The organism is Actinosynnema pretiosum (assembly GCF_002354875.1).
GTDB classification, from domain to species: domain Bacteria; phylum Actinomycetota; class Actinomycetes; order Mycobacteriales; family Pseudonocardiaceae; genus Actinosynnema; species Actinosynnema auranticum.
Genome location: NZ_CP023445.1, coordinates 6701130 through 6724995, shown reverse-complemented (window position 1 = coordinate 6724995; position 23866 = coordinate 6701130). Strand labels below are relative to the sequence as shown.

Genomic DNA, 23866 nt, shown 5'->3' with positions numbered 1-23866 from the left:
GGTCGTGGATGACCTGAACGCGGCCGTCGCCGCAGCCGCACGCGTGCTGGAGCGGGCCCGAGACGTCACGCTGCTCGGGCACGTGAACCCGGACGCCGACGCGCTGGGCAGCGCCCTGGCCCTCGGCCTGGCGCTGCACCGGCGCGGCGCGACCGTTCGGGTGTCCTTCTCCGAACCCGCCGAGGTGCCCCGCTCGCTGGCGGGGCTGGACGTGGCGGGCCTGCTGGTGCCGCCGTCGCAGGTGCCCGAGCGCCCCGAGGTGCTCGTGGCCCTGGACAGCGGCAGCGTCGGCAGGCTCGGCCACCTCGGCGGCCGGATCGCCACCGCCGAGCACGTGGTGGTCATCGACCACCACGTGTCCAACCCCGGCTACGGCACGATCAACATCGTCGACGACCGCGCCGAGGCCACCGCCGTCGTGGTCCTGCGCGTGCTCGACGAGCTGGGCGTGGAGCTGGACGAGCCGGTGGCCCGCTGCGTCTACGCGGGCCTGGTCACCGACACCCGCTCGTTCCGGCACGCCACCGAGTCCACCCACCTGGTGGCCGCGCGCCTGATCGCGGCCGGTGTGGACGGCGAGGCGCTCGCCCGCTCCCTGATGGACTCGCACCCCTTCGGCTACCTGGCGATGCTCGCCGGGGTCCTCGGGCGCGCCAGGCTGGAGCCGTCGGCCGCCGGTGGGCTGGGCCTGGTGCACGCCGTGGTGACCCTGGAGGACGCGGCCGGGCTGCGCTCCGAGGAGGTCGAGAGCGTCGTGGACCTGGTGCGCACCACCACCGAGGCCGAGGTCGCCGCCGTGCTCAAGGAGCTGCGTCCGGGCCGCTGGTCGGGGTCGCTGCGCGCGGTGAGCCGGGTGGACGTGCGCGAGGTGGCGCAGCTGCTCGGCGGGGGCGGGCACCGGCTGGCCGCCGGGTTCACCGCCGCCGGGAGCGCCGAGGAGGTGCTGGAGCGGCTGCGGCAGGCGCTGGAGACCGTCGTGGCCGCGGCAGGCGAACCGCGCGACCTGCGCCGGTAGAGCCCGCGCCGGTAAGGACCGTCCGGAATCCGCTCACCCCTGTGCTTGGCTGATCCCGGTCGAGCATGGGGGTGCGAGTGGTGGTCGAACGGGTTCCAGCGCGCAGGGTCGTCGGACTGGCCGCGCCCGCGCTGGTGGTGCTGGCGGCCGAGCCGCTCTACGTGCTGGTGGACACGGCCGTCGTCGGCCACCTCGGCGCGCTGCCGCTGGCCGGTCTCGCGCTGGGCGGCGTGCTGTTCACCCAGGTCGCCACGCAGCTGACGTTCCTGTCCTACGGCACCACCGCGCGCACCGCCCGGCTGTTCGGCGCCGGTCGCCGCGCGGAGGCGGTGGCCGAGGGCGTGCAGGCGACCTGGCTGGCGCTGGCGGTCGGCGCGCTGGTGATCGTGCTGGGGCAGCTGCTCGCCGGGCCCGCCGCGCGCCTGCTGGTCGGCGACGAGGTCGTCGCGGCCGAGGCGGTGTCGTGGTTGCGGATCGCGTTGTTCGGCGCGCCGATGGTGCTCGTGACGATGGCGGGCAACGGCTGGATGCGCGGGGTCCAGGACACCCGCCGCCCGCTGCGGTACGTGCTGCTCGGCAACGCGGTGTCGGCGGTGCTGTGCCCGCTGCTGGTGCACACCGCGGGCTGGGGCCTCGAGGGCTCCGCGGTGGCGAACGTGGTCGCCCAGCTGCTGTCCGCCGGGCTGTTCCTGCGGGCGCTGGTGGTGGAGCGGGCGCCGCTGCGGCCCGCGCCCGCGCTGATGCGCGCCCAGCTCGGCGTGGGCCGCGACCTGGTGCTGCGCAGCCTGGCGTTCCAGGCGTGCTTCCTGTCGGCGGCGTCGGTGGCCGCCCGGACCTCGGTCGCCGCCGTCGGCGCGCACCAGGTGGTGCTCCAGCTGTGGACGTTCCTGGCGCTCGTGCTGGACTCGCTGGCCATCGCCGCCCAGTCGATCGTGGGCGCGTTCCTCGGCGCGGACCGGCGCGAGGACGCGCGGGGCTTCGCGCGGCAGGTCACCCGGTACGGGCTGGTGTTCGGCTCGTGCCTCGGGGTGCTGTTCGCCGCGCTGTCCGGGGTGCTCCCCGGCCTGTTCACCGGGGACGCCGGCGTGCTCGGGGAGATCCCGAACGCCTGGTGGTTCTTCGTGGCGCTCCAGCCGATCGCCGGGGTGGTGTTCGCGCTCGACGGGGTGCTGCTGGGCGCGGGCGACGCGGCGTTCCTGCGCACCGCGACGCTGCTGTCGGCCGCCGCCGGGTTCCTGCCGCTGATCTGGTTGAGCCTGGCGTTCGGGTGGGGCCTGTCGGGGATCTGGACCGGGCTGTCCGCGTTCATGGCGCTGCGCCTGGTGGCCGTGGTGCTGCGGACCCGCTCCGGCAGGTGGGCGGTTCCCGGCGCGGCCGTGTGACGAGCGTTGCCCGCCGGAATTGTTAACGGTAAACAATGGTTGTCGATGGAAGGAGTGTCGACACCCGCACCGCCCGAGGAGTTGTGAGGTCTTGCCGGTCGATCGCGCCACGCGCCGAGCGTGGCTGATCTGGTCCACCGCCGTCGTCGTCTACGTCGCGGCCCTGTTCCACCGCACCTCGCTGGGGGTCGCCAGCCTGGAGGCGGGGGAGCGGTTCGCCGTCGGGTCCGCCGCGCTCGGCGCGTTCACCGTGCTGCAGATCGGCCTGTACGCGGCCATGCAGATCCCCACCGGGCTGCTGGTGGACCGGTTCGGCCCCCGCCGCGTGCTGGTCGCCGCCGCGCTCGTCATGGGCCTGGGGCAGACCCTGTTCGCCCTCGCGCACTCGTACCCGCTCGGCCTCGCCGCGCGCGCGGTGCTCGGCGTCGGCGACGCCATGACCTGGGTGAGCGTGCTGCGGCTGGCCGCCGCGCACTTCCCGCCGCGCCGGTTCACCGTGGTGATGTCGCTGTCCTCCGCGCTCGGCGCGATCGGCAACCTGGCGGCCACCGTGCCGCTGACCCTCATGCTCGACGGCATCGGCTGGACCACCACGTTCCTGGTCGCGGGCGCGGCCACCGCCGCCTACGCGGCCGTGGTGGCGCTGAAGGTGCGGGAGAGCCCCGACGGCGTCGCGCAGCCGGAGCCCGAGCGGGTGCGGCTGAGCGTGGTGGGCCGCAAGGTCGCCGAGGCCTGGCACGTGCCCGGCACCCGGCTCGGCTTCTGGGTCCACTTCACCACCATGTCCACCCCCATGCTGCTCAGCCTGCTGTGGGGCTACCCGTACCTGGTCGAGGCGCAGGGGATGCCCGCGGCGAGCGCGTCGGCCGTGCTGAGCGTGATGGTCGTGGTCGGCCTGGTCGCCGGGCCGGTGCTCGGCGGGGTCATCGCCCGCAACCCGGAGTGGCGGATGCCGCTCGTCGGCGGGTACCTGGCCGTCGCGGTGGGCGTCTGGGCGGTGCTGCTCGGCTGGCCGGGCGGGGTGCTGCCGCAGCCGCTGCTGCCGGTCGCGTTCGGCCTGCTCTCGCTCGGCGGTCCCGCGTCCAGCGTGGCGTTCGCGCTGGTCAGGGACTACAACCCGCTGCACCGGGTGAGCACCGCGACCGGGGTCGCGAACGTCGGCGGGTTCGCCGCGATCACCGTCATGGCGCTGGTCATCGGCGTGCTGCTGGACGTGGTGTCGTTCCTGCCGCCCGCGCAGGCGTACCGGGTGGCGCTGCTGTCCGCGGCCGTCGTGCTGGTGCTCGGCACCTGGCGCACGGTCGTGTGGTGGCGCCGGGCCCGCGCCGCCGTGTTCGCCGCCGAGGACCGGGGCGAGGAGGTGCCCGTGCAGATCCGCCGGGGCCGCTTCGACATGCGCCTCGCGGCCTGATCCCGCCCGTCCGGGCGACCGTCCCCCACTCCGGAGGGGCGGGCGCGCGGACGGCAAATAGGATGTCCCGCCGTGCCCGCATCTCCCCGCCCCGCTGTTCCGCCCGGTCTCGTCGTCGTGGACAAGCCCGACGGCATGACCTCCCACGACGTGGTCGCCAAGGTGCGCCGCATCCTCGGCACCCGCAAGGTCGGCCACGCGGGCACGCTCGACCCGATGGCCACCGGCGTGCTCGTCCTCGGCGTCGAGCGCGCCACCAAGCTGCTCGGCCACCTCGCGCTCGACAGCAAGGCCTACCTGTCCACGATCCGCCTCGGCGCCTCCACCACCACCGACGACGCCGAGGGCGAGGTGCTGTCCGAGGCGGACTCCACCGCCGTGCCCGAGGACGCGATCCGCGCGGGCGTCGCCAAGCTCACCGGCGCCATCCAGCAGGTGCCCAGCGCGGTCAGCGCCGTGAAGATCGACGGCAAGCGCGCCTACGCCCGCGTCCGCGCGGGCGAGGAGGTCGAGCTGCCGCCGCGCCCGGTCACCGTGCACCGGTTCGACGTGCTGTCGATCCGCCGCGAGGCCGACGCGACCGAGCTGGACGTGATGGTCGAGTGCTCCTCCGGCACGTACGTGCGCGCGCTGGCCCGCGACCTCGGCGCCGACCTGGGCGTCGGCGGCCACCTGGCCGCGCTGCGCCGCACCAGGGTCGGCCCGTTCGACCTGCGCGTGGCCCGGACCCTGGAGCAGCTCGCCGACGAGCCCGGCCTGTCCCTCGACCTGGACGCCGCGGTGTCGGCGGCGTTCCCGCGCCGCGAGATCACGCCCAGCGAGGTCGTCGCCCTGTCCCACGGCCAGCGCCTGCGCGCGGGCGGGGTGGAGGGCACCTACGGCGTGTTCGGCCCGGACGGCCACGTGGTCGCCCTGGCGAAGGACGAGGGCCCGCTGGCCAAGCCGGTCGTCGTCCTGACCCCCGCGGGCTGACCGCCCACCTCCGCCGCGCAATCCCAGCCGTCCGCCGGCCCACCGTCCAGGGTGGACCGGCGGGCGGCCCGTTCCCAGGGGGACCCCGGCCCGCCCCGGCGGTCCGCTCCACCCCGCCCGCCACGGCTGCCCGCGATCCCCGCGCACCCCCGCCCGCGCAGGCGACCCCGCTCGGGTGATCCGCGCCCCCGCACCACCCGGCATGACGCGCGTCACCCCGCAGCCACCGCGCCCGCCGCCCGGCGACCGCCCGCCCCACCGCCACCGACCATGATCACCCGCGCTGACGTGCGCCGTCCGCCCGTCGCGACCCCCGCCCCCGCTCCCACCCCGCCGCCCGGTGATCACCGGACGGGGGACAGCGCGCGCGGCGGGCGTCGCCGCTGCCCGTAGGCTGCACCCCGTGCAGCGGTGGCGAGGACTCGACCAGATCCCCGGAGGGTGGGGGCGCTGCGTGCTGACCGTCGGCTCGTTCGACGGCGTGCACCGCGGCCACCAGGCCCTCATCCGGCGCGCGGTGGAGACGGCGGCCGAGCGCGGCGTGCCGTCGGTCGTCATGACCTTCGACCCGCACCCGGCCGAGGTCGTGCGGCCGGGCAGCCACCCGGCCAAGCTCACCGACCTGCGCAGGCGGGCCGAGCTCGTGGAGGCGCTGGGCGTCGACGTCTTCTGCGTCGTGCCCTTCACCCCCGAGCTGTCCAGGATGCCCGCCGACGAGTTCGTCCACGAGGTCCTCGTCGACCGGCTGCACGTGGCAGCGGTCGTCGTCGGCCGGAACTTCACCTTCGGCAGCAGGGCGGCGGGCAACGTCGAACTGCTGCGGGAGCTGGGGCAGAGGTTCGGTTTCGTGACCGAGGGAGCGGATCTGTTGTCCGACGACGGGGTTACCTACTCCTCCACCTACACCAGGGCGTGCATCGACGCGGGCGACGTGGCAGCCGCCGCGACCGCGCTCGGCAGGCCGCACCGACTGGAGGGCGTCGTGGTGCGCGGTGACGGCCGGGGTCGCGACCTCGGCTTCCCCACCGCGAACATGTCGCTGCCCGAGTCCGCCGCGGTGCCCGCCGACGGCGTGTACGCCTGCTGGTTCGTCCGGGACGGGCACCCGACGATGCGCGCGGCGGTGTCCGTGGGCACCAACCCCACGTTCTCCGGCAAGGAGCGCCGCGTCGAGGCGTACGTGCTCGACTTCGACGACGACCTGTACGGCCAGACCGTGGCGCTCGACTTCGTCGCCCGGCTGCGCGGGATGGTGAAGTTCGACGGCGTCGAGGCGCTCGTCGAGCAGATGCACCGGGACGTGGCGGACGCGCGCGTCCAGCTCCCGGACGCCTGATCGACATCTGACCAGGTCAGCGGAACCGGCCTCGTCCGGGCCGCGGGTTTGGCAGGATACGTTCACGACATCGGGTGGTACCGGGAGGGCGAGAACGAACGTGGAGGACCACAAGATCGTCCAGCGCAACCTCGCTCTGCAGCGGGAGTGGTACGGGGAACCCCTCGGGGACCGGGTGCGCAGGCTGGTGGTGGCCTTCAACGTCTCCCAGGCTCAGCTCGCCGAGGTGCTGGGGATCAGCGCCCCGATGCTCAGCCAGGTGATGAGCGGGCGGCGCGCGAAGATCGGCAACCCGGCCGTGCTCGCCCGGATGATCATGCTGGAGCGCAAGGTCCTCACCCCGGACGTGGCCACCGGCGCGCCCGAGGCGCTCCAGCGGGCGCTGGACGAGGTGCGCGACTCCAAGCCCACGGTGAGCCGCGACTCGCTGCCGGTCAACGGGGCCGACGACGAGACGGCGCTGCTGCCGTACCTGCGCCGGATCGCCGACCGCCGCGAGCTGTTCCAGGCGGCCGACGTGCTGGGCGAGGACTTCCCGGCGCTCGCGGACCTGCTGCGCAGGGCGGGCCGGGCCCGTTGAGGCTGTTCACCGCCCTGTTCCCGCCGCCCGAGGCGGTGGCGGAGCTGGAGCGGGCGCTGGCCGAGGTGCGGCCCGGCTACCCCGAGCTGCGCTGGTCCCCGTCCGAGCGGTGGCACCTCACGCTGTGCTTCCACGGCGAGGCGGACCCGGACGGCAAGCTGACCCCGTTCGAGGGAATGGCTGCCCCGTCCGTGCGGTTCAGCGGGTGCGGGCACTTCCCCGGCGTGCTGTGGGTCGGGGTCGAGGGCGAGGTGGAGCCGCTGGCCCGCGCGGCGGGCGCGCTCCCGGACTGGCAGGCGCACGTCACGATCGCGAGGTCGCGGCGCGCCAAGCGGTTCCCCAGGCTGGACTTCACCGGCGCGGAGTGGACGGCGAGTGAGGTCGCGCTGGTCCGGAGCGAGCTGGGAGTCGGCTACACCGTTCTCGAGCGGGTGCAATTGGCCACGCCTTCGGCTTAGTGGCCGCAACTGCTGGTAACCTATCACGTTGGGTCTGGCTGCGGTCCGTGGCGGCCAGCACCGCCTACCCCGGTTCGCCGGGGCTCCACGGCACCGATTTCCAGGCGATTGAGGAGCACCACGAAGTGGCACTGACCACCGAGCAGAAGAAGACCATCCTCACCGAGTACGGCGTCCACGACACGGACACCGGTTCGGCCGAGGCGCAGGTCGCGCTGCTGAGCAAGCGCATCTCCGACCTGACCGAGCACCTGAAGAAGCACAAGCACGACCACCACTCGCGTCGTGGTCTGCTGCTGCTGGTCGGCCGTCGCCGCCGCCTGCTCGACTACCTCAAGAAGTCCGACATCGCGCGCTACCGGACGCTGATCCAGCGCCTCGGCCTGCGCAGGTGATCCGCGCCGAAGGGGAGTGACCGGGCCGGTCACTCCCCTTCGGCGTAGTTTGAACAAGACAACAGAGCACACGCTGTAGACAACGTGGGGACGCACGCACGCGCACGGGACGACTGTTCGCCGGTCCTCGGTAGTGGCCCCCTGGGAGCAGGAAGCGACCAGGGGACTTCGATCGAAGACCGGCCTCGTCCGAACCGCGATCCCGCGCCACAGGGCGCTGCGACCCGCAGACGAGGAGTTCGCATATGACGGACATCGAGGTCCACGAGACTTCAGCCGTGATCGACAACGGTCGGTTCGGCACCCGCACCATCCGGTTCGAGACCGGCCACCTGGCCCGCCAGGCCGCAGGCAGCGTCGTCGCCTACCTCGACGACGAGACCATGCTGCTCTCGGCGACCACCGCCTCCAAGGCGCCGAAGGAGCACTTCGACTTCTTCCCGCTGACGGTGGACGTCGAGGAGCGCATGTACGCCGCGGGTCGCATCCCCGGCTCGTTCTTCCGCCGCGAGGGCCGCCCGTCCACGGACGCGATCCTGACCTGCCGCCTGATCGACCGCCCGCTGCGCCCGTCCTTCGTGGACGGCCTGCGCAACGAGATCCAGGTCGTCATCACGGTCATGAGCCTGAACCCGGCCGACCTGTACGACGTCGTGGCGATCAACGCCGCGTCCGCGTCGACGCAGCTCGCCGGCCTGCCCTTCTCCGGCCCCATCGGCGGCGTCCGCGTGGCGCTGATCGAGGGCCAGTGGGTCGCGTTCCCGACCCACGAGCAGCTGGAGAAGGCCGTCTTCGACATGGTCGTCGCCGGCCGCGTCGTGGGCGACGACGTCGCGATCATGATGGTCGAGGCCGAGGCCACCGAGCAGGTCATCGACCTGATCGGCGAGGGCGCCCAGGCCCCGACCGAGGAGGTCGTGGCCGCCGGTCTCGAGGCCGCCAAGCCGTTCATCAAGGTGCTGTGCGAGGCGCAGGCCCAGCTCGCGCAGGTCGCCGCCAAGGCGACCGGCGAGTTCCCGACCTTCCCGGCCTACCAGGCCGACGCGTTCGAGGCCGTCGAGGCCGCGGGCGCGAGCGACTTGGCCCAGGCGCTGACCATCGCGGGCAAGCAGGAGCGCGAGGGTCGCATCGACGAGGTCAAGGCGTCGGTGCTGGAGAAGCTGGCCGCGCAGTTCGAGGGCCGCGAGAAGGAGGTCGGCGCCGCGTTCCGCTCGCTGACCAAGAAGCTCGTGCGCCAGCGCATCCTGCGCGACAAGGTCCGCATCGACGGCCGCGGCCTGACCGACATCCGGTCGCTCGGCGCCGAGGTCGCGATCATCCCCAGGACGCACGGCTCGGCCCTGTTCGAGCGCGGCGAGACCCAGATCCTGGGCGTCACCACGCTGAACATGCTCCGCATGGAGCAGCAGATCGACTCGCTCTCCCCGGAGACGCACAAGCGGTACCTGCACCACTACAACTTCCCGCCCTACTCCACCGGTGAGACCGGTCGGGTCGGCTCGCCCAAGCGCCGCGAGATCGGCCACGGCGCGCTGGCGGAGCGGGCGCTGATGCCGGTGCTGCCCAAGCGCGACGAGTTCCCGTACGCGATCCGCCAGGTCTCCGAGGCGCTGGGGTCCAACGGCTCCACGTCCATGGGCTCGGTCTGCGCGTCCACGATGTCGCTGCTCAACGCGGGCGTCCCGCTGAAGGCGCCGGTGTCGGGCATCGCCATGGGCCTGGTCTCCGACGAGGTCGACGGCAAGACCGAGTACGTCGCGCTGACCGACATCCTCGGCGCCGAGGACGCGTTCGGCGACATGGACTTCAAGGTCGCGGGCACCAAGCAGTTCGTGACCGCGCTCCAGCTCGACACCAAGCTCGACGGCATCCCGTCCGAGGTCCTGGCGTCGGCGCTGTCCCAGGCCCGCGACGCGCGCCTGGCGATCCTGGAGGTCATGGCCGAGGCCATCGACGTCCCGGACGAGATGAGCCCGTTCGCGCCGCGCGTCACGTCGGTCAAGATCCCGACCGACAAGATCGGCGAGGTCATCGGGCCCAAGGGCAAGATGATCAACTCGATCACCGAGCAGACCGGCGCCGACATCTCCATCGAGGACGACGGCACGATCTACGTCGGTGCGGCGGACGGCCCGTCCGCGGAGGCCGCCATCGGCCTGATCAACGCCATCGCGAACCCGCAGCTGCCGAAGGTCGGCGAGCGCTTCCTGGGCACCGTGGTCAAGACCGCGGCGTTCGGCGCGTTCGTCTCCCTGCTGCCGGGCAAGGACGGCCTGATCCACATCTCCAAGCTGGGCAACGGCAAGCGCATCGGCAAGGTCGAGGACGTCGTCAAGGTCGGCGACAAGCTCCGCGTCGAGATCGCGGACATCGACCAGCGCGGCAAGATCAGCCTGGTGCTGGTGTCCGAGGAGGAGGGGGCCGACAAGGCCGCCGCCCCGGCCGCCGAGACCGCTGAGACCTCGGCTCCGGAGTCCTCGGACCAGTGACCGAGCGCGTCATCAGGACGGCCGCGGGCGCCTCTGGCGACCGCGGCCGTCCGCTTGGGCGGGGTGTGACCGAGCTGCTGGAGGAGAGCCCGTCGGGCGTGGTGGTGCGGCGCACCCTGCTCCCGTCCGGGCTGAGGGTGATCACCGAGCACATCCCCGGCGCGCGCTCGGCCGCCGTGGGGCTCTGGGTGCAGGTCGGCTCGCGCGACGAGGCCCCCGAGGTCGCGGGCGCGGCGCACTACCTGGAGCACCTGCTGTTCAAGGGGACCGCGCGGCGCACGGCGGCGGCCATCGCCGAGGAGATCGACGCCGTCGGCGGCGAGCTGAACGCGTTCACCGCCAAGGAGCACACCTGCTACTACGCGCACGTCCTGGACTCCGACCTGCCGCTGGCGGTCGACCTGGTGTGCGACGTTGTCTTCGACGCGCTGTGCGAGCAGCGCGACTTCGAGACCGAGCGCGGCGTGGTCCTGGAGGAGATCGCCATGCGCGACGACGACCCCGAGGACCTGCTGCACGACGCGTTCCTCGAAGCCCTCATGGGCGGCCACGAGCTCGGCCGCTCCGTGCTGGGCAGCGAGCAGTCCATCACGGACATGGACCGCGACGCGCTGTACGCGTTCTACCGGGGCCGCTACTCGCTGCCCAGCATGGTGCTCTCGGCGGCGGGCAACGTCGACCACGAGCGGGTGCTGGAGCTGGCGCGCGAGCGCGTCGGCGAGCGGCTGCTGGACGTGCCCGGCACGCCCGTGCCCCCACGCGGCGGCGAGGTGCGCGTCGACCCGGTCGACCGGCTGGTGCTGCACAGCGACGACACCGAGCAGGCGCACCTCATGCTGGGCGTGCGGGCGCTCGACCGGCACGACGAGCGGCGGTTCGCGCTCAACGTGCTGAACGCGGCGCTCGGCGGCGGCATGAGCTCGCGGCTGTTCCAGGAGGTCAGGGAGCGGCGCGGGCTCGCGTACCAGGTGTACTCGTCCGTCGGGTCCTACGCGGACACCGGGACGTGGTCGGTCTACGCGGGCTGCCAGCCCGACCGGCTCGGCGACGTGGCGGGCGTGATCCGGGACGTGCTGGCCGAGGTCGTGGCGAACGGGCTCACCGACGCCGAGATCGCCAGGGCCAAGGGGCAGCTGCGCGGGGCGATGGTGCTGGGCCTGGAGGACACCGGCTCCCGGATGTCCCGCGTCGGCAAGGGCGAGCTGAACTACGGCGACTACCTGTCCGTGGAGCAGACCCTGGAGCGGGTCGACGCGGTGACCTCCGCCGAGGTCGCGGAGCTGGCCGCCGAGCTGCTGCGACGCCCCGTCGCCGCCGCCGTGGTCGGTCCCTACGATTCGATCGAGGACTTGCCGCACCAGGTGCACGAGGTGATCTCTTGAGTCAGCGTTCTGGCGCCGATCCGATCCGGGTCGGCGTGATCGGGGCACGGGGCCGGATGGGCGGCGAGGTCGTCAAGGCCGTCGGCGCGGCGGCCGACCTGGTCGTCGCGGCCGAGCTCGGCCCGGACGACCCGCTGTCCGCGCTCACCGACGCCGGGGTCGAGGTCGCGGTCGACTTCACCCACCCCGACGCGGTCATGGCTAACGTCCGGTTCTGCGTCGAGAACGGCGTCCACGCCGTCGTCGGCACCTCCGGGCTCGACCCGGCGAGGCTCGGCGAGATCGCCGGGTGGCTCGGCGACGAGCCGGGCACCGGCGTGCTGTTCGCGCCGAACTTCGCGATCGGCGCGGTGCTGACCATGCGGTTCGCCGAGCTGGCCGCGAAGTACTACGACTCGGCCGAGGTCATCGAGCTGCACCACCCGCGCAAGGCCGACGCGCCCTCGGGCACGGCCGCGCACACCGCGCAGCTCATCGCCCGCGCCCGCGAGGCCGCCGGGGTCGACGCGATGCCCGACGCCACCACCCAGGAGCTGGACGGGGCGCGCGGGGCGCAGGTCGACGGGGTCCGGGTGCACTCGCTGCGGATCGCCGGGATGATCGCCCACCAGGAGGTCGTCTTCGGCACCGAGGGCGAGACGCTGACCCTGCGGCACGACTCGCTGCACCGGTCCTCGTTCATGCCGGGCGTCCTGCTGGGCGTGCGGTCGGTGTTCGACCACCCCGGCCTGTCGGTCGGACTCGACAAGTACCTGGACCTGTGAGGGCCCGCACCGCGGCGATGATCGCCATCGCCGCGCTGGTGGTCTACTTCGTCCTGCTGGGCGGGCGCGCGGTCGCGCTGCTGGGCAGCGGCGAGCCGGTCGGGATCGCCCTGGGCGTCGGCGTGCTGATCATGCCGGTGATCGGGGTGTGGGTGGTGTGGTCGAACCTGCGGTTCGGGTTCGCCACCGAGGCCATGGCGCGGGAGCTGGACGAGCAGGGCGCGCTGCCCGACCTGTCCGAGCTGCCGAGGATGCCGTCCGGGAGGGTCGAGCGGGAGGCCGCCGACGAGTGGTTCGAGCGGCGCAAGGCCGACGTCGAGGCCGCGCCGCAGGACTGGCGGCCGTGGTTCCTGCTGGCCCAGGCCTACGACCTGGCCGGTGACCGGGGACGGGCGCGCGACACCATGCGCACGGCCATCGGGCTCTACCAGGACGTCACCGCGAAGTAGTGCCGCTTGCCCCGATCGGGTCGATCCCCGACCTGATCGGGGCATCGTGCCGTCCGGGGCTCCTTCAGCGGGGCCTGCTCAGGGGTGCAGGAAGCCCGAGAGGGCGGCGGGGGAGGCGGCCAGCACGCTGAACCGCACGAACCGGCCGACCACGCCGGTCGCCAGGAACAGCGCGGTGGACATGCCCGCGAGCCCGGCCAGGACCGTGCTGAACATGAACGGCGGCAGCCCGAGCAGCGAGCTGACCGCGTGCGTGCCGAACATCCAGTGCGGGTGCCGGTGGCAGCGCGCCCGCACCGCCTCCAACCGGGCCCGCCACCTCACCCGCCACGGCTTCACCGGACGGTCGGGGCGCTCGGGGGGCTTGAGGAACGCGGGCAGGTGCAGCGAGCCCCTGGCGGCCAGGAAGTACACCAGCTTGCCCAGCACCTGGCCGGGGGCGACGGCGAGCGCGATCCACCACCACGAGATGTCCGGCTGCTGCGTCACCAGCCCGATGACGAACAGCTCGACGCTGATCAGCGGCATCAGCGCGGAACCGACCGCGACGCCGAAAGTCAGCAGCAACCACCCCAGCACCACGCCCAGACTACAGACCGGTAACGACTTCCTCGTCGAGGTTTGGCGAGCCGGACAGCCGCAGCTCCCGGACCGGGCGACCGGAGGCGTCCAGGGTGCGCACCGTGCCGTCCGCGCCCCAGCCGCGCTTCGCGTAGAACGACACCAGGGGCAGGTTCGCCTCGGGGACCCAGGCGACGCCCCTGGTCACGCCGCCCTCCACGAGCAGCTCGCAGGCGCGGGCCAGCAGCCTGCCGCCGTGCCCGCGCCGTCCCCAGCGGGGCTCGACCAGCAGCGTCGACACCAGCGCGGTGGTGGCGGCGTCGTCCGGGACCACGCCCCTGGCGTCCGCCAACTCCTCCTGCGGGGCGATGCCCACCGCGCAGAACCCGACGAGCCAGTCGCCCTCGGTCGCCACCAGCACCTGGCCCCGGTCCACCGCCTCCGCCCAGACCGCGGCGGTCTCGGCGACGTCGATGCCGTCCAGCACCTCGGCGGGGAGGATCTTGGCGAACCCGGTCCGCCAGGTGTCGCGGTGGACGCGGGCGATCTCCGGCACGTCGTCGGTCGTCGCGGGGCGCACCGCTGCTTCGGCCATGCCGGGCACCCTAGTGATCAGCCCGCGGGCCGATTTGTCGGCCCCCGCCGGCACGATGCGGCGGGTGCAGACGATGAGCGCGGACACCGCACGCCTGACCGCACTGGCGGCGCAGGGCTTCGCCGACCCCCGACCGGCGGCGCCCACGCGCAGGCACCTGCAGCGGGTGCTCGGCCGGACCAAGCTGCTCCAGCTCGACTCGGTCAACGTGGCGGTGCGGGCGCACTACATGCCCGTGTTCAGCAGGTTGGGGGACTACCCGGTCGGGTTGCTCGACGACGCCGCGTGGACGCCCAGCGCGCGCAAGCCCCGGCTGCTGGTCGAGGCGTGGGCGCACGAGGCCAGCCTGGTCCCGGTGGAGGACTGGCCGCTGGTGCACTCCGGCGCGAAGAGGAGGGGGTGGTGGGCCGGTTACGGCAAGCTCGTCGAGGACTCGCCCGAACTGGTGGCGGACATCCTGGCGGTGGTCGCCGAGTCGGGGCCGATCGGGGCCGGGGCGATCGAGCGGGCGCTGGTCGCGCCGGAGAAGCGGCAGCGCGGGCCGTGGTGGGACCGGTCCGAGGTGAAGCGGATGTGCGAGTACCTGTTCGCGATCGGGCAGCTGGCCACGGGGACCCGGCGCGGGTTCGAGCGGTTGTACGACCTGACCGAGCGGGTGGTGCCCGCCGAGGTGCTCGGGCGGCGGGTCGGGCCGGAGGAGGGCGCGCGCGGGCTGGTGGCGCGGGCGGCCGGGGCGCTGGGCGTGGGGACCGAGACCGACCTGCGGGACTACTACCGGCTGCCGCCCGCGCGCAGCAGGCAGGCGGTGGCCGAGCTGGTCGAGGCGGGGGAGCTGGAGCCGGTCGAGGTGGAGGGCTGGGCGGCGCCCGCGTACCGGCACGTGGGCGCGGCGACGCCCCGGAAGGTGACCGGTCGGGCGCTGCTGTGCCCGTTCGACCCGCTGGTGTGGGAGCGGGCGCGCACCGAGCGGATCTTCGGGTTCCGGTACCGCATCGAGATCTACGTGCCCGAGGCGAAGCGGGTGCACGGGTACTACGTGTTCCCGTTCCTGCTGGACGGGCGGCTGGTCGCGCGGGTGGACCTGAAGGCGGACCGGGCGGCGGGGGCGCTGCTGGTGCAGGGCGCGTACGCGGAGCCGGGGGTGGAGCGCGGGCGGGTGGCCGTGGAGCTGGCGGCGGAGCTGAGGTGCATGGCGGGGTGGCTGGGCCTGTCCGGCGTGCGGGTGATGGGGCGCGGCGACCTGGCCGCCGAGCTGGGGGTTCTCGCCGCTGAGTGAGCCCATCGAGTGAAATCGGAAGAAAGTGGGCTGACAGATATTGAAATCTGTCAGCCCACTACCCCATACTCTCCCCATGACCCCTTCACGCACCCTCGGCAGCACCGGCCCCGCCACGTACCCGCTGGGCCTGGGCTGCATGGGGATGTCCGACATGTACGGCCCGCCGGACGAGCGCGAGGGCGTGGCCACCATCCACGCCGCGCTCGACGCGGGCGTGACCCTGCTGGACACCGGCGACTTCTACGGCATGGGCGCGAACGAGCTGCTGATCCGCGACGCGCTGCGCGGCAGGCGGCGCGAGGACGTGCTGCTGAGCGTCAAGTTCGGCGCCTTCCGCGACGCGGACGGCGGCTGGCACGGCAACGACGGCAGGCCGGAGGCGGTGGCGAACTACCTGGCGTACAGCCTCCAGCGGCTGGGCGTCGACCACGTCGACGTCTACCGCCCGGCCAGGCTCGACCCGAACGTGCCGATCGAGGAGACCGTGGGCGCCGTGGCGGAGGAGGTGCGCAAGGGCAGGGTGCGCCACATCGGCCTGTCCGAGGTGAGCGCGGAAACCCTCCGCAAGGCCCACGCCGTCCACCCGATCGTGGACCTGCAGATCGAGTACTCCCTGCTCTCCAGGGGCCCGGAGGCGGAGATCCTGCCCACGGCCAAGGAGCTGGGCGTCGGCGTCACCGCCTACGGCGTCCTGGGCCGAGGCCTCCTGTCAGGCCACTGGAACCCGGACCGGGAAACCACCCAGGCCGACTTCCGCACCCACAGCCCCCGCTTCCAGGGCGACAACCTCGCGAAGAACCTGGCCCTGGTGGAGTCCCTGCGCACCGTGGCGGAGGCGAAGGGCGCCACGGTCGCCCAGCTGGCGATCGCCTGGACCCTGTCCAGGGGCGAAACCGTGATCCCCCTGGTAGGCGCCCGCACCCGCCCCCGCCTGGCGGAGGCGTTGGGCGCGCTGGACGTCCACCTGACGGAGTCGGACCTGGCCGAGATCGAGTCGGCGGTCCCGTCGACGAAGGTGGCGGGCACCCGCTACCCGGAACAGATGCTGGCCCACATGGACAGCGAACGCTGACCCCACCCCCCCCCTCACCCGTCCGCTCCAAGCCCAGGCCGCCCCCTCCGTCCGCTCAGCCTGGCCCGGTTCTGTCACGTAACTCGTCTTGTGGTTGGTGGTCGAGTGCTTCTTGGTCAGTCGGTGAGGGCGAGGTTGTGGAGGTGGGCGATGCCGGAGGCGGTGTCGCGCAGGGTGTGGGCGGCGCGGCGGTAGTCGCGCAGGATGGTCCAGTCCTTCATGCGGGCTAGCCCGTGTTTCAACGGTGTCGTAGCCAGATGTTGATGGCGGCGATGTGGACGGTGGCCTGGTAGCGGACGGCGAGTTTGTCGTATCGGGTGGCGACGGCGCGGTGTTGTTTGCGCAGGCTGATGCCGCATTCCACGGCGTGGCGCTGTGTGCAGACCTCGGGGTCGAACGCGGGTGGCCGCCCGCCGCGTGGGCCTTTGGCCTGGCGATGGGCGGCCTGGTCGCGCGGTTGGGCGATGGTCGCCTTGATCCCGCAGCGGCGCAGGTAGGCGCGGTTGGCCCTGGAGCTGTAGGCCTTGTCCGCCAGGACGCGGCCCGGTCTGGTCCGCGGTCGCCCGCCACCCGGCCGGGGCACTCGGATCCCCTCGAGCACCGCGGTGAACAGCGGACTGTCGCCACGCTGTCCGGCGGTGACCAGCGGCGGCAAGGGCCGTTGGCCCTGCTCGCAGGCCAGGTGCAGCTTGCTGGTCCACCCGCCCCGCGACCGCCCCAACCCGTGATCGTCCGGCTCCACCCCGCCCGCCGGCGTGTCGGGCGGCTCGACCTGAAGAGCCCCTTTTCACGGGCACCGGCGGCGTGCTGGTGGGCCCTCGCGACCGTGGAATCCGCACTCACGTCCCACACGATCACGTCTTCGGCGTCCGCACGGGCCTGCAACGCGGTGAGGATCGCCTGCCACACCCCGGCCCGCTGCCAACGGCGGAACACCCCGTACACCGTCTGCCAGGGCCCGTAGTCCGGCGGGACGTCCCGCCACGGGGCGCCGACCCGCACCCGCCACCGGATGCCGTCGATCAACCGCCGCTTGCTCCACTTCGGCGGACGACCCGGTTTCGCCCCGACGGGTAACAGTGGTTGCAGCAGCGCCCACTGCGCGTCGGTCAGGTCGGCCCGCCCCGCTGCCGCTACGCTGGCCACGAGGTCTCCGGTGTTCGGGTTTGCTTGGTCGCCAACCCACTCACCGAAGACCTCGCCACGTTCCGGCCAACGACACGCCGACGGTCACCTCACCTTTGAAACACGCCCTAGGGCGTGTTCGGCGCGGGCTCGGATCGAACGGTGGACGGTGTCGGGGTCCTCTTGCCGGTCTTCGAGCGGGCCGCCGTCGCGGGGTGTGCGGTGGGGCATGATCACCTCCCGGTTGCCCTGGTGGCCGCCGTCGGCCATGACGGGTCGGCCGTCGAGCACGTCGGCGATGCCGGAGTCGCGGTAGACGGCGCAGTCGTTGCGGTTGCCCGGTTGCGGGTCGCCGGTGGTGATCACCAGGCGGGTGCCGTCCCCGATCGCCACCTGGCCGATGCGGCGGCGCCGGACCGGGGCCAAGGCCAGCAGTGGGCCGACGGTGTTGATGCCCCGGTGGGCCGCGGCGTGCGAGACACCGAACAAGGGCCCGAGTTGCCGCGTGGTGAGGTTGGCGCGCCAGTAGGTGGCGACCAGTAGTACCCGGTCGGCCAGGTCCAGCCGCTACTACCGTCCGGGGCAGCCGTCGGCGATGGCGTTACCGCCGCGTTCGGCCACCACGCGCACCAGCTTGCGGAACTGGCCCGGCTGCAAGCCCGTGGAGGGTGCGATCCACTCCGACCGGGACGCCGAGATCACCTGCACCGCCACCTCATCCCACCCTGTCGGTCATCGAGTTGCGTGACAGCCCTTAGCGGGTGTCCTGCGGATCTTTCTCATGATCGTGTGCAGATGAGGGCGGGTGGCGCGGTGGCCGGTGTCGACTCCACGAGCGTCCGGGCACACCGGCACGCGGCGGGCGCCCGGAAAAAAGAGGACTGCGCGGACTGGATCGAGGACCTCGCCGTCGACGGGGAGTGCCTCGGACGCTCCCGTGGCGAACTGACGACCAGGCTGCGTCCGGCCGTCGACTCGGCGGGTCTGCCGCCGGTGGCGATCCTCACGCCCGGCCAGGCTGGCGACAACCCGCAACCGCAGCCGTTGCTCGACGACATCCACGACATCGACGTGGACGGGCGGCGGGTGCGGGGTGCGGCGGGTGATCACAGACAAGGCCTACGCCCATCCGGGCGCCCACACCGCGTTACGGCAGCGGCGGATCAAGGCCACCATCCGGGAACGTGTCGACCGGATCGCCCACCGCAAGGCCCAGGGCTCGACCAGCGGCAGGCCAACGAGCCGCCTACCCATCGTGCCGAGATCATCCTCGCCTGCATCGCCCTCCACCTGAGGTGAAGATCCGCAGGACACGCCCTAGGTCCGCCCGTCCGTCTCTGCCCACCCCGTCTGATCCGCCGGGCCAGCCCGGCCTGCTCCACTCGTCTGCCTCGTCTGCCTCATCTGGTCAGTCCGGTTCGAGGCGGGTGCCTCCTGTCTCACGCCGCAGTCCTCTGCTTGCCCGGCGGCAAATCCGGGTGGCTGCGGTCTTCGGTGTCATCGGGTGGCCCTGTCCGCGGAGGGGGCGAGTGTTGATCTTGTGTGCCCCCGCGTCGGGTACCCGCCGTTTCGGAGCACGATTGCCGTATGGCTGCGGAAATCGGTGAGGCCCAGTCGATCCTCTTGCCGGGCGGAGGTCGGCTCGGGTATCGCGAGTTCGGTGATCCGGAAGGGGTCCCGTGCGTTTACACGCCGTCGTACACGTCCTCCAGCGCGTTGGGGGCTCTGTACGACGCCGCGGCTCGTGAGGGTGGGGTTCGGTGGATCGCGGTGGACCGCGCAGGGCTCGGCGCGTCCAGCCCGGTCCCCGAACCCTCCCTCCGGCGCCACGCCGAGGCCGCCGCCCACCTGGCCGATCACCTGGGTCTCACCAGGTTCTCGGTGGTGGGGGAGCACGGCGGGGACTCGCACGCCCTGGCCACGGCCCACCACCTGCCGGACCGGGTCGACAAGGTCCTGCTGATCTCGGGCAACGGGCCGTTGCACAGCGCGCTCCTGCGATCGGGCCTGCCCATCTCCCTGCGGCTGCTGCGGATCATGGCGAAGCGCGCGCCCGGCCTGTTCCGCGGCTGGATCTCGGCGACGCGACGGTCGCTCGAACAGCCGGAGGCGCACATCCGCAAGCTCCGCGTTCACCCCGCGTTCAGCTCCATCACGCGGGAGGGCGACTTCACCGCGTTGGTCCAGTCCATGAAGGAGGGGATGCACGACGTCGAAGCGACGAGGGCCGACCTCCTCCTGGTCTTCCGCGAGTGGTCGTTCCCCCTGGCGGCCATCCGCCAGCCGGTCGAGCTGTGGCACAGCAAGAAGGACAGCCTCACCCCGGTAGCCGGAACCCGGCGCATGGCGGAAGCCCTCCCCGCAGGCACCGCCCATTTCCTGGACGGCGGCGCGTCCTACCTGCACCCGGTGATCGCGGAGGACGTGATGGCGTCGATCCGCCAAGCCGCCTCCACGGCCTGAACCCCCAACTCCGCTGAAACCCCACCCCAACGCAGTACCTCAACCACCGCAGCGCCCCGCGCGCTGCGGCATCCCGCCTGCCACAGCCCCCGCCACAGCGCCGCAGCCGCCGTATCTCGCCTTGCGGTGCTGTGCGCGGCGTTCTACCCGGTGAGCGCCCCACACGGCTTTTCACTCGCAAGCGGCCCTCGCGCCGCCCCCCCGGAACCGATGCCAAAGCCGCTGCCCCCGCCGTGCCGAGTTCCCCAGGCATCACCCACCCGCCCGCGGTGTTGCTCAAATTCCGGCCGCGGGTGCCAAAGTCCTGGTGCTGAGGGCCCCGGCCTGGGCCGCACCAGCCGCCGGTGTGCCGCGTCCGGCCAGGCGCGGCTCCGTCGCGGTCGCGTGCGTCTGGTTTGGTGGAGCCAGGTGCGGCGGGGCATGGTTCCAGGGACGGGCCCGTGCTCAGGAGGAGGCTGGTGTGGCGGAAGGCGCGTTGACCGCGGAGTTGATCCTCGGCACCACCGAGGACGTGCTGCGGCGCTACGGTCCGGCCAAGGCGACCGTGGTGGACGTGGCCAGGGCGCTGGGCGTGAGCCACGGCAGCGTGTACCGCCACTTCCCGACCAAGGCCGCCCTGCGCGAGGCCGTGGCGCGGCGGTGGTTGGAGCGCTGGCACGAGGGGCTGGCCGACGTCGCCCACACCGACGCGCCTGCCGAGCAGCGGCTGCGCGACTGGCTCTCGACGCTGTTCGAGATCAAGCGCCAGAAGGTCCGCGAGGACCCTGAGCTGTTCGACACCTTCGCCACCCTGATGCGGGAGAACCTCGCGGTGGTCGACGACCACGTGACCGGGCTGGAGAACGACCTGGAGAAGATCATCGCCGACGGCATCGAGGCGGGCGACTTCGCTCCGCGCGACTCCAGGGTGGCGGCGCGGGCGGTCTTCGACGCGACCAACCGCTTCCACGACCCGATCTACGCCGCCGACTGGAAGGCCCCGACCATCGACGTCGCCTTCAGCGCGGTGGTGTCACTGGTGGTGTCGGGCCTGAGCGTCCCGGACTGACCCCGAGACCCCTCGCTGGTCGTGCGCAGAGCCTTCCGGACACGAGAAGGGGCGCGCACCTCCCCCTGGACGTGCGCGCCCCCCACGAACCTACTGCCGCTCCAGCGCTTCCGCCGCTCCAGCCTGATCACACTCGGGTGTCGACCGCCCGCGACGGACGACCGCCACCCGCCCGCGCTCAGACCGTCGCCGTCGTCACCAGCGCGTTCCCCCGGCTCGTCCGCCCCGTGACGACCAGTTCCGGAGCCGTCGCGGGCTTGGTGGTCGAGACCTCCAGCTCGCTGCGGGCCGTGCCCGAGCTCGTCGCCAGGTCCACCTCCGCCGACACGCCCCGCCGCACGCCCACGCGCACGTCGCCCGACCCCGTGCCCAGCGTGATCCGGCCCGACGCGGCGTCGGCCACGGTCACGTCGCCGCCTCCCGTGCGCACCTGCACGTCGCTCTGCACCGCGCCCAACCACACGTCACCGGTCGCCGTGTGCAGCTCGGTGCTGCCGCCCACCGACGCCACCTCGATGTCGCCGCTGCCGTTGCGCGCCTTCAGGCCGCCCAGCATCGGGCCCAGGCGGACCTTGCCGGAGCCCGACGTCACCTGCGACGCGGAGTCGGCGCTGTCCGCCGTCACGTCGCCGGTGCCGGTGTTGATGTCCAGCCGACCGGCCGAACCGGTGATCGCCACGTTCGCCGACCCCGACTTCACCAGCACGCTCGACCCCTTCGGGGCGCGCACGGCCACGCTGATCGGCACCGCGCGCAGCGGCAGCGCCTTCGACGAGCGGATGACCAGGCGGTTCCCGGTCAGCTCCAGGCGCGCGTCGCGCACCGCCTCCGACACCCCGCCGGACCCCGACCCCTGGCCACCCGCGAACTGGTCGCCCACCCAGCTCAGCAGGCCGTTCAGCCCGTCGGTCCAGCCCTCGCCCCCGGACGGCTCGTGGCGCAGCTCCACGTCCACCGCCTCCTCGTCGACCAGGTGCACCAGCACCCGCCCCGACACGAGCGCCACGTCGACCTCGATGGGCCCCGTCACGTCGAACGCCTGCCTGCGCACCACTTCGGACTCGTTCCCCACGACCGATCCTCCTGGTCCCCGTCAGCCCTGCACCCAGCCGCGCACCCGCGTCGACGACTGCGACGACGAGTGCGAGGACGACTGCGACGACTGCCCGCGGTTGTCACCACCGCCGTGCCACTCGCGCCTGCCGCCACCCCCGAACCCGCGCCTGCCACCGACCGCGCCCTGCACGGCCTGCGCGACGAACGTGTTCAGGGACATCCCCTGCGACGCCGCGACCTGCTCGGCCTTGGACTTCAGCTCGTCCAGCAGCCGCAGCGTGATCCGGGTGGCGTCCCCGCTCATCGGCCGGGGCGCCTCCTGCGGCTCCGGCTCGCGCTCCTCCTGCGCGGGCCCGGCGCCGGACACGACGACCTTCACGTCCCGCCCGTCCAGCCGGACCTCGACCACCGGCCCGTCGAGCGAGGCGGTGACCTCGGCGGCCAGGTCGGACAGGGCGTTCATGATCGCCAGCCGGGCGGCGGGCTCCAGCGCCGCGGCGAGCACGGCCGCGCTGCGCCGGGTGTTCTCGTCACCGGCGGACGCGGCTGTCGTCAGGTCTTCCCGCAGGGCGGAGATGTACGGCGAAAGGTCCATGACACCAAGATGACACCACGAATGGCAGCAGTCAAGGAGCGTGGTGCTGTCGATGTTGCCGCCACCACGACATCACCCGTTCGAGCGGTCGGTGACCGCCCGATCGCGGAGCGGCGGGCGAACCCGGACTTCGGGGACGACTGCCCGGTTTCCGCTCGGTGGGCACCCTCGTCACCAGCGCCGATGCCCCGATTTAGCTCCGCCCCGCCCCCGCCGTTACTGTTCGGGCATGGCTCAAACGGTGTCCCCGCACGTGCAGTTGATCGCGAAGACGGAGTTCTTCCCCCCGTCTGACGTCCCGTGGTCGACCGACGCCGAGGGCGGCGAGGCGCTCGCCGAGTTCGCGGGCCGCGCGTGCTACCAGTCCTGGTCCAAGCCGAACCCGGCCACCGCGACCAACGAGGCCTACCTGCGCCACATCATCGAGGTCGGCCACCTGTCCGTCCTGGAGCACGGCTCGGTCAGCTTCTACATCACCGGCATCTCGCGCTCGCTCACCCACGAGCTGATCCGGCACCGCCACTTCTCGTACTCGCAGCTCTCGCAGCGCTACGTGCCCGAGCGCGACGCCGCGATGGTCGAGCCCGAGGTCATCGCGAACGACCCCGAGCTGCACGCCCGCTTCCTGGCCGCCGCCGAGGCCAGCGTCGCCGCCTACAACGACCTGCTCAAGGGCCTCGAGGAGAAGTTCTCCGACGTGCCCAGCGCGACCCTGCGCCGCAAGCAGGCCCGGCAGGCCGCCCGCGCCGTGCTGCCCAACGCCACCGAGACCCGCCTCGTGGTGACCGGCAACTACCGCGCCTGGCGCCACTTCATCGCGATGCGCGCCACCGAGCACGCCGACGTGGAGATCCGCGCCCTGGCCATCGAGTGCCTGCGCCACCTGCAGAAGGCCGCCCCCGGCGCCTTCGCGGACTTCGCCGTCACCTCGCTCGCCGACGGCACCGAGGTCGCCTCCAGCCCGCTGGTGGCGGAGGGGTGAGGCGGCTCGTCGTGGACGTGCGGCCGGGCGACCACAGCGTCGTCCGGCTGCCCGCCGACGCCCCCGTGCCGCCCGGCCTGCTGGACGCGCCGGGCTTCGTCTCGGTCACCCGCACGCCGGACGAGCTGTCGATCGTCTGCCCGACCGGGCACGCCCCCGAGTCGGCTGACACCCAGTCCGGGTGGCGGTTGCTGACCGTGCGCGGGCCGCTGGCCTTCACCCTCACCGGCATCATGGCCGCCCTGTCCGGGGAGCTGGCCGCCGCCGGTGTGACGTTGTTCGCGCTGTCCACTTTCGACACCGACCACCTGCTGGTCAAGGAGGGCGACCTCGGTCGAGCGACGCGGGCGCTGGCCGCGGCGGGGCACGAAATCACGAATCCGTGAAACCGCGCCCGTCCGCCGGAGGTCTGAAGTAGCGTTCGGCCGCCCGGTCGGGTCAGCGGTGTCACGAGGAG

At 72.9% G+C, this 23866-nt stretch carries 24 protein-coding genes and 2 pseudogenes; 19 read left to right on the top strand and 7 right to left on the bottom strand.

What is annotated here, in order from left to right; translation table 11 throughout:
* Window positions 1-4 precede the first annotated feature (4 nt).
* The 12 genes from CNX65_RS28600 (at window position 5) to CNX65_RS28545 (ending at window position 12633) form a co-directional block, all read left to right on the top strand.
* Complete coding sequence (locus CNX65_RS28600) at window positions 5-1015, top strand: DHH family phosphoesterase (protein ID WP_096496520.1); 1011 nt, start codon at window positions 5-7, stop codon at window positions 1013-1015.
* Window positions 1016-1080: 65 nt separating this feature from the next.
* Window positions 1081-2397, top strand: coding sequence for an MATE family efflux transporter (locus tag CNX65_RS28595; RefSeq protein WP_096496519.1), 1317 nt, complete (start codon window positions 1081-1083; stop codon window positions 2395-2397).
* Between the two features lie 91 nt (window positions 2398-2488).
* Window positions 2489-3808, top strand: coding sequence for an MFS transporter (locus CNX65_RS28590; protein WP_096496518.1), 1320 nt, complete (start codon window positions 2489-2491; stop codon window positions 3806-3808).
* A gap of 135 nt (window positions 3809-3943) precedes the next feature.
* The gene (truB, locus tag CNX65_RS28585) at window positions 3944-4780 is read left to right on the top strand and encodes a tRNA pseudouridine(55) synthase TruB (protein WP_218181194.1); all 837 of its coding nucleotides are present in this window, start codon (window positions 3944-3946) and stop codon (window positions 4778-4780) included.
* A gap of 403 nt (window positions 4781-5183) precedes the next feature.
* Window positions 5184-6116 (top strand): bifunctional riboflavin kinase/FAD synthetase, encoded by a 933-nt coding sequence (locus CNX65_RS28580; RefSeq protein WP_096496516.1) that lies wholly within the window; start codon window positions 5184-5186, stop codon window positions 6114-6116.
* A 100-nt stretch (window positions 6117-6216) separates the two neighbouring features.
* Window positions 6217-6696 carry a helix-turn-helix domain-containing protein gene (locus CNX65_RS28575; protein ID WP_015804522.1) on the top strand — a complete coding sequence of 160 codons (480 nt, stop codon included), beginning with the start codon at window positions 6217-6219 and terminating at the stop codon, window positions 6694-6696.
* Complete coding sequence (locus CNX65_RS28570) at window positions 6693-7154, top strand: 2'-5' RNA ligase family protein (RefSeq protein WP_096496515.1); 462 nt, start codon at window positions 6693-6695, stop codon at window positions 7152-7154. The genes CNX65_RS28575 and CNX65_RS28570 overlap by 4 nt, the downstream gene beginning before the upstream one ends.
* Window positions 7155-7279: 125 nt before the next feature.
* Window positions 7280-7549 (top strand): 30S ribosomal protein S15, encoded by a 270-nt coding sequence (rpsO, locus tag CNX65_RS28565; RefSeq protein ID WP_096498046.1) that lies wholly within the window; start codon window positions 7280-7282, stop codon window positions 7547-7549.
* Between the two features lie 245 nt (window positions 7550-7794).
* The gene (locus CNX65_RS28560) at window positions 7795-10038 is read left to right on the top strand and encodes a polyribonucleotide nucleotidyltransferase (protein ID WP_096496514.1); all 2244 of its coding nucleotides are present in this window, start codon (window positions 7795-7797) and stop codon (window positions 10036-10038) included.
* 65 nt (window positions 10039-10103) lie between these two features.
* Complete coding sequence (locus CNX65_RS28555) at window positions 10104-11420, top strand: M16 family metallopeptidase (RefSeq protein WP_373565512.1); 1317 nt, start codon at window positions 10104-10106, stop codon at window positions 11418-11420.
* The gene (gene dapB, locus CNX65_RS28550; RefSeq protein ID WP_096496513.1) at window positions 11417-12184 is read left to right on the top strand and encodes a 4-hydroxy-tetrahydrodipicolinate reductase; all 768 of its coding nucleotides are present in this window, start codon (window positions 11417-11419) and stop codon (window positions 12182-12184) included. The genes CNX65_RS28555 and dapB overlap by 4 nt, the downstream gene beginning before the upstream one ends.
* Window positions 12181-12633, top strand: a complete 453-nt coding sequence (locus tag CNX65_RS28545) for a DUF485 domain-containing protein (RefSeq protein WP_096496512.1) — start codon at window positions 12181-12183, stop codon at window positions 12631-12633. The genes dapB and CNX65_RS28545 overlap by 4 nt, the downstream gene beginning before the upstream one ends.
* 78 nt (window positions 12634-12711) lie before the next feature.
* Here the strand turns inward: CNX65_RS28545 and CNX65_RS28540 are convergent, their stop codons facing one another.
* Both CNX65_RS28540 and CNX65_RS28535 read right to left on the bottom strand, forming a co-directional pair.
* Complete coding sequence (locus CNX65_RS28540) at window positions 12712-13212, bottom strand: YqaA family protein (RefSeq protein ID WP_232520045.1); 501 nt, start codon at window positions 13210-13212, stop codon at window positions 12712-12714.
* A gap of 10 nt (window positions 13213-13222) precedes the next feature.
* Window positions 13223-13789 carry a GNAT family N-acetyltransferase gene (locus CNX65_RS28535; RefSeq protein WP_096496510.1) on the bottom strand — a complete coding sequence of 189 codons (567 nt, stop codon included), beginning with the start codon at window positions 13787-13789 and terminating at the stop codon, window positions 13223-13225.
* A gap of 55 nt (window positions 13790-13844) precedes the next feature.
* Here CNX65_RS28535 and CNX65_RS28530 point away from each other — a divergent pair, with 55 nt between their 5' ends.
* Window positions 13845-15065: a winged helix-turn-helix domain-containing protein gene (locus CNX65_RS28530; protein ID WP_177154454.1), complete on the top strand. Its 1221-nt coding sequence runs from the start codon at window positions 13845-13847 to the stop codon at window positions 15063-15065.
* A 76-nt stretch (window positions 15066-15141) separates the two neighbouring features.
* Entirely contained in the window at window positions 15142-16140 is a 999-nt protein-coding gene (locus CNX65_RS28525) for an aldo/keto reductase (RefSeq protein ID WP_096496508.1), read from the top strand.
* A gap of 116 nt (window positions 16141-16256) precedes the next feature.
* Here the strand turns inward: CNX65_RS28525 and CNX65_RS28520 are convergent.
* The 3 genes and pseudogenes from CNX65_RS28520 to CNX65_RS28510 all read right to left on the bottom strand — a co-directional run.
* Window positions 16257-16382: pseudogene (locus CNX65_RS28520) on the bottom strand (IS5/IS1182 family transposase); the annotation flags it as partial.
* A protein-coding gene (locus tag CNX65_RS28515) for an IS5 family transposase (RefSeq protein WP_373565511.1) occupies window positions 16379-17286 on the bottom strand; the annotation gives its coding sequence in 2 pieces (ribosomal slippage) (window positions 16379-16927 and window positions 16930-17286; 906 coding nt in all). The gene CNX65_RS28515 and the pseudogene CNX65_RS28520, both read right to left, overlap by 4 nt.
* Before the next feature lie 99 nt (window positions 17287-17385).
* Window positions 17386-17973, bottom strand: a pseudogene (locus CNX65_RS28510) (helix-turn-helix domain-containing protein); the annotation flags it as partial.
* Between the two features lie 105 nt (window positions 17974-18078).
* Here CNX65_RS28510 and CNX65_RS28505 point away from each other — a divergent pair.
* The 3 genes from CNX65_RS28505 (at window position 18079) to CNX65_RS28495 (ending at window position 20776) form a co-directional block, all read left to right on the top strand.
* Window positions 18079-18564: a hypothetical protein gene (locus CNX65_RS28505; protein WP_157767886.1), complete on the top strand. Its 486-nt coding sequence runs from the start codon at window positions 18079-18081 to the stop codon at window positions 18562-18564.
* A gap of 471 nt (window positions 18565-19035) precedes the next feature.
* A complete protein-coding gene (locus CNX65_RS28500; protein WP_157767885.1) occupies window positions 19036-19728 on the top strand; it encodes an alpha/beta fold hydrolase in 693 nt (230 codons plus the stop codon).
* 475 nt (window positions 19729-20203) lie between these two features.
* Window positions 20204-20776, top strand: coding sequence for a TetR family transcriptional regulator (locus CNX65_RS28495; protein WP_218181091.1), 573 nt, complete (start codon window positions 20204-20206; stop codon window positions 20774-20776).
* Window positions 20777-20954: 178 nt separating this feature from the next.
* Here CNX65_RS28495 and CNX65_RS28490 read toward each other — a convergent pair whose 3' ends face one another.
* Both CNX65_RS28490 and CNX65_RS28485 read right to left on the bottom strand, forming a co-directional pair.
* Entirely contained in the window at window positions 20955-21848 is an 894-nt protein-coding gene (locus CNX65_RS28490) for a DUF4097 family beta strand repeat-containing protein (protein ID WP_096496504.1), read from the bottom strand.
* Between the two features lie 21 nt (window positions 21849-21869).
* The gene (locus tag CNX65_RS28485) at window positions 21870-22427 is read right to left on the bottom strand and encodes a toxin-antitoxin system HicB family antitoxin (RefSeq protein WP_096496503.1); all 558 of its coding nucleotides are present in this window, start codon (window positions 22425-22427) and stop codon (window positions 21870-21872) included.
* 229 nt (window positions 22428-22656) lie between these two features.
* On the opposite strand from CNX65_RS28485, the gene thyX reads away from it, so the two are divergent.
* Both thyX and CNX65_RS28475 read left to right on the top strand, forming a co-directional pair.
* Window positions 22657-23409 carry an FAD-dependent thymidylate synthase gene (gene thyX, locus CNX65_RS28480; protein ID WP_096496502.1) on the top strand — a complete coding sequence of 251 codons (753 nt, stop codon included), beginning with the start codon at window positions 22657-22659 and terminating at the stop codon, window positions 23407-23409.
* A complete protein-coding gene (locus tag CNX65_RS28475) occupies window positions 23406-23795 on the top strand; it encodes an ACT domain-containing protein (protein WP_096496501.1) in 390 nt (129 codons plus the stop codon). Before thyX ends, CNX65_RS28475 begins: the two co-directional genes overlap by 4 nt.
* The last annotated feature ends 71 nt before the right edge of the window (window positions 23796-23866 follow it).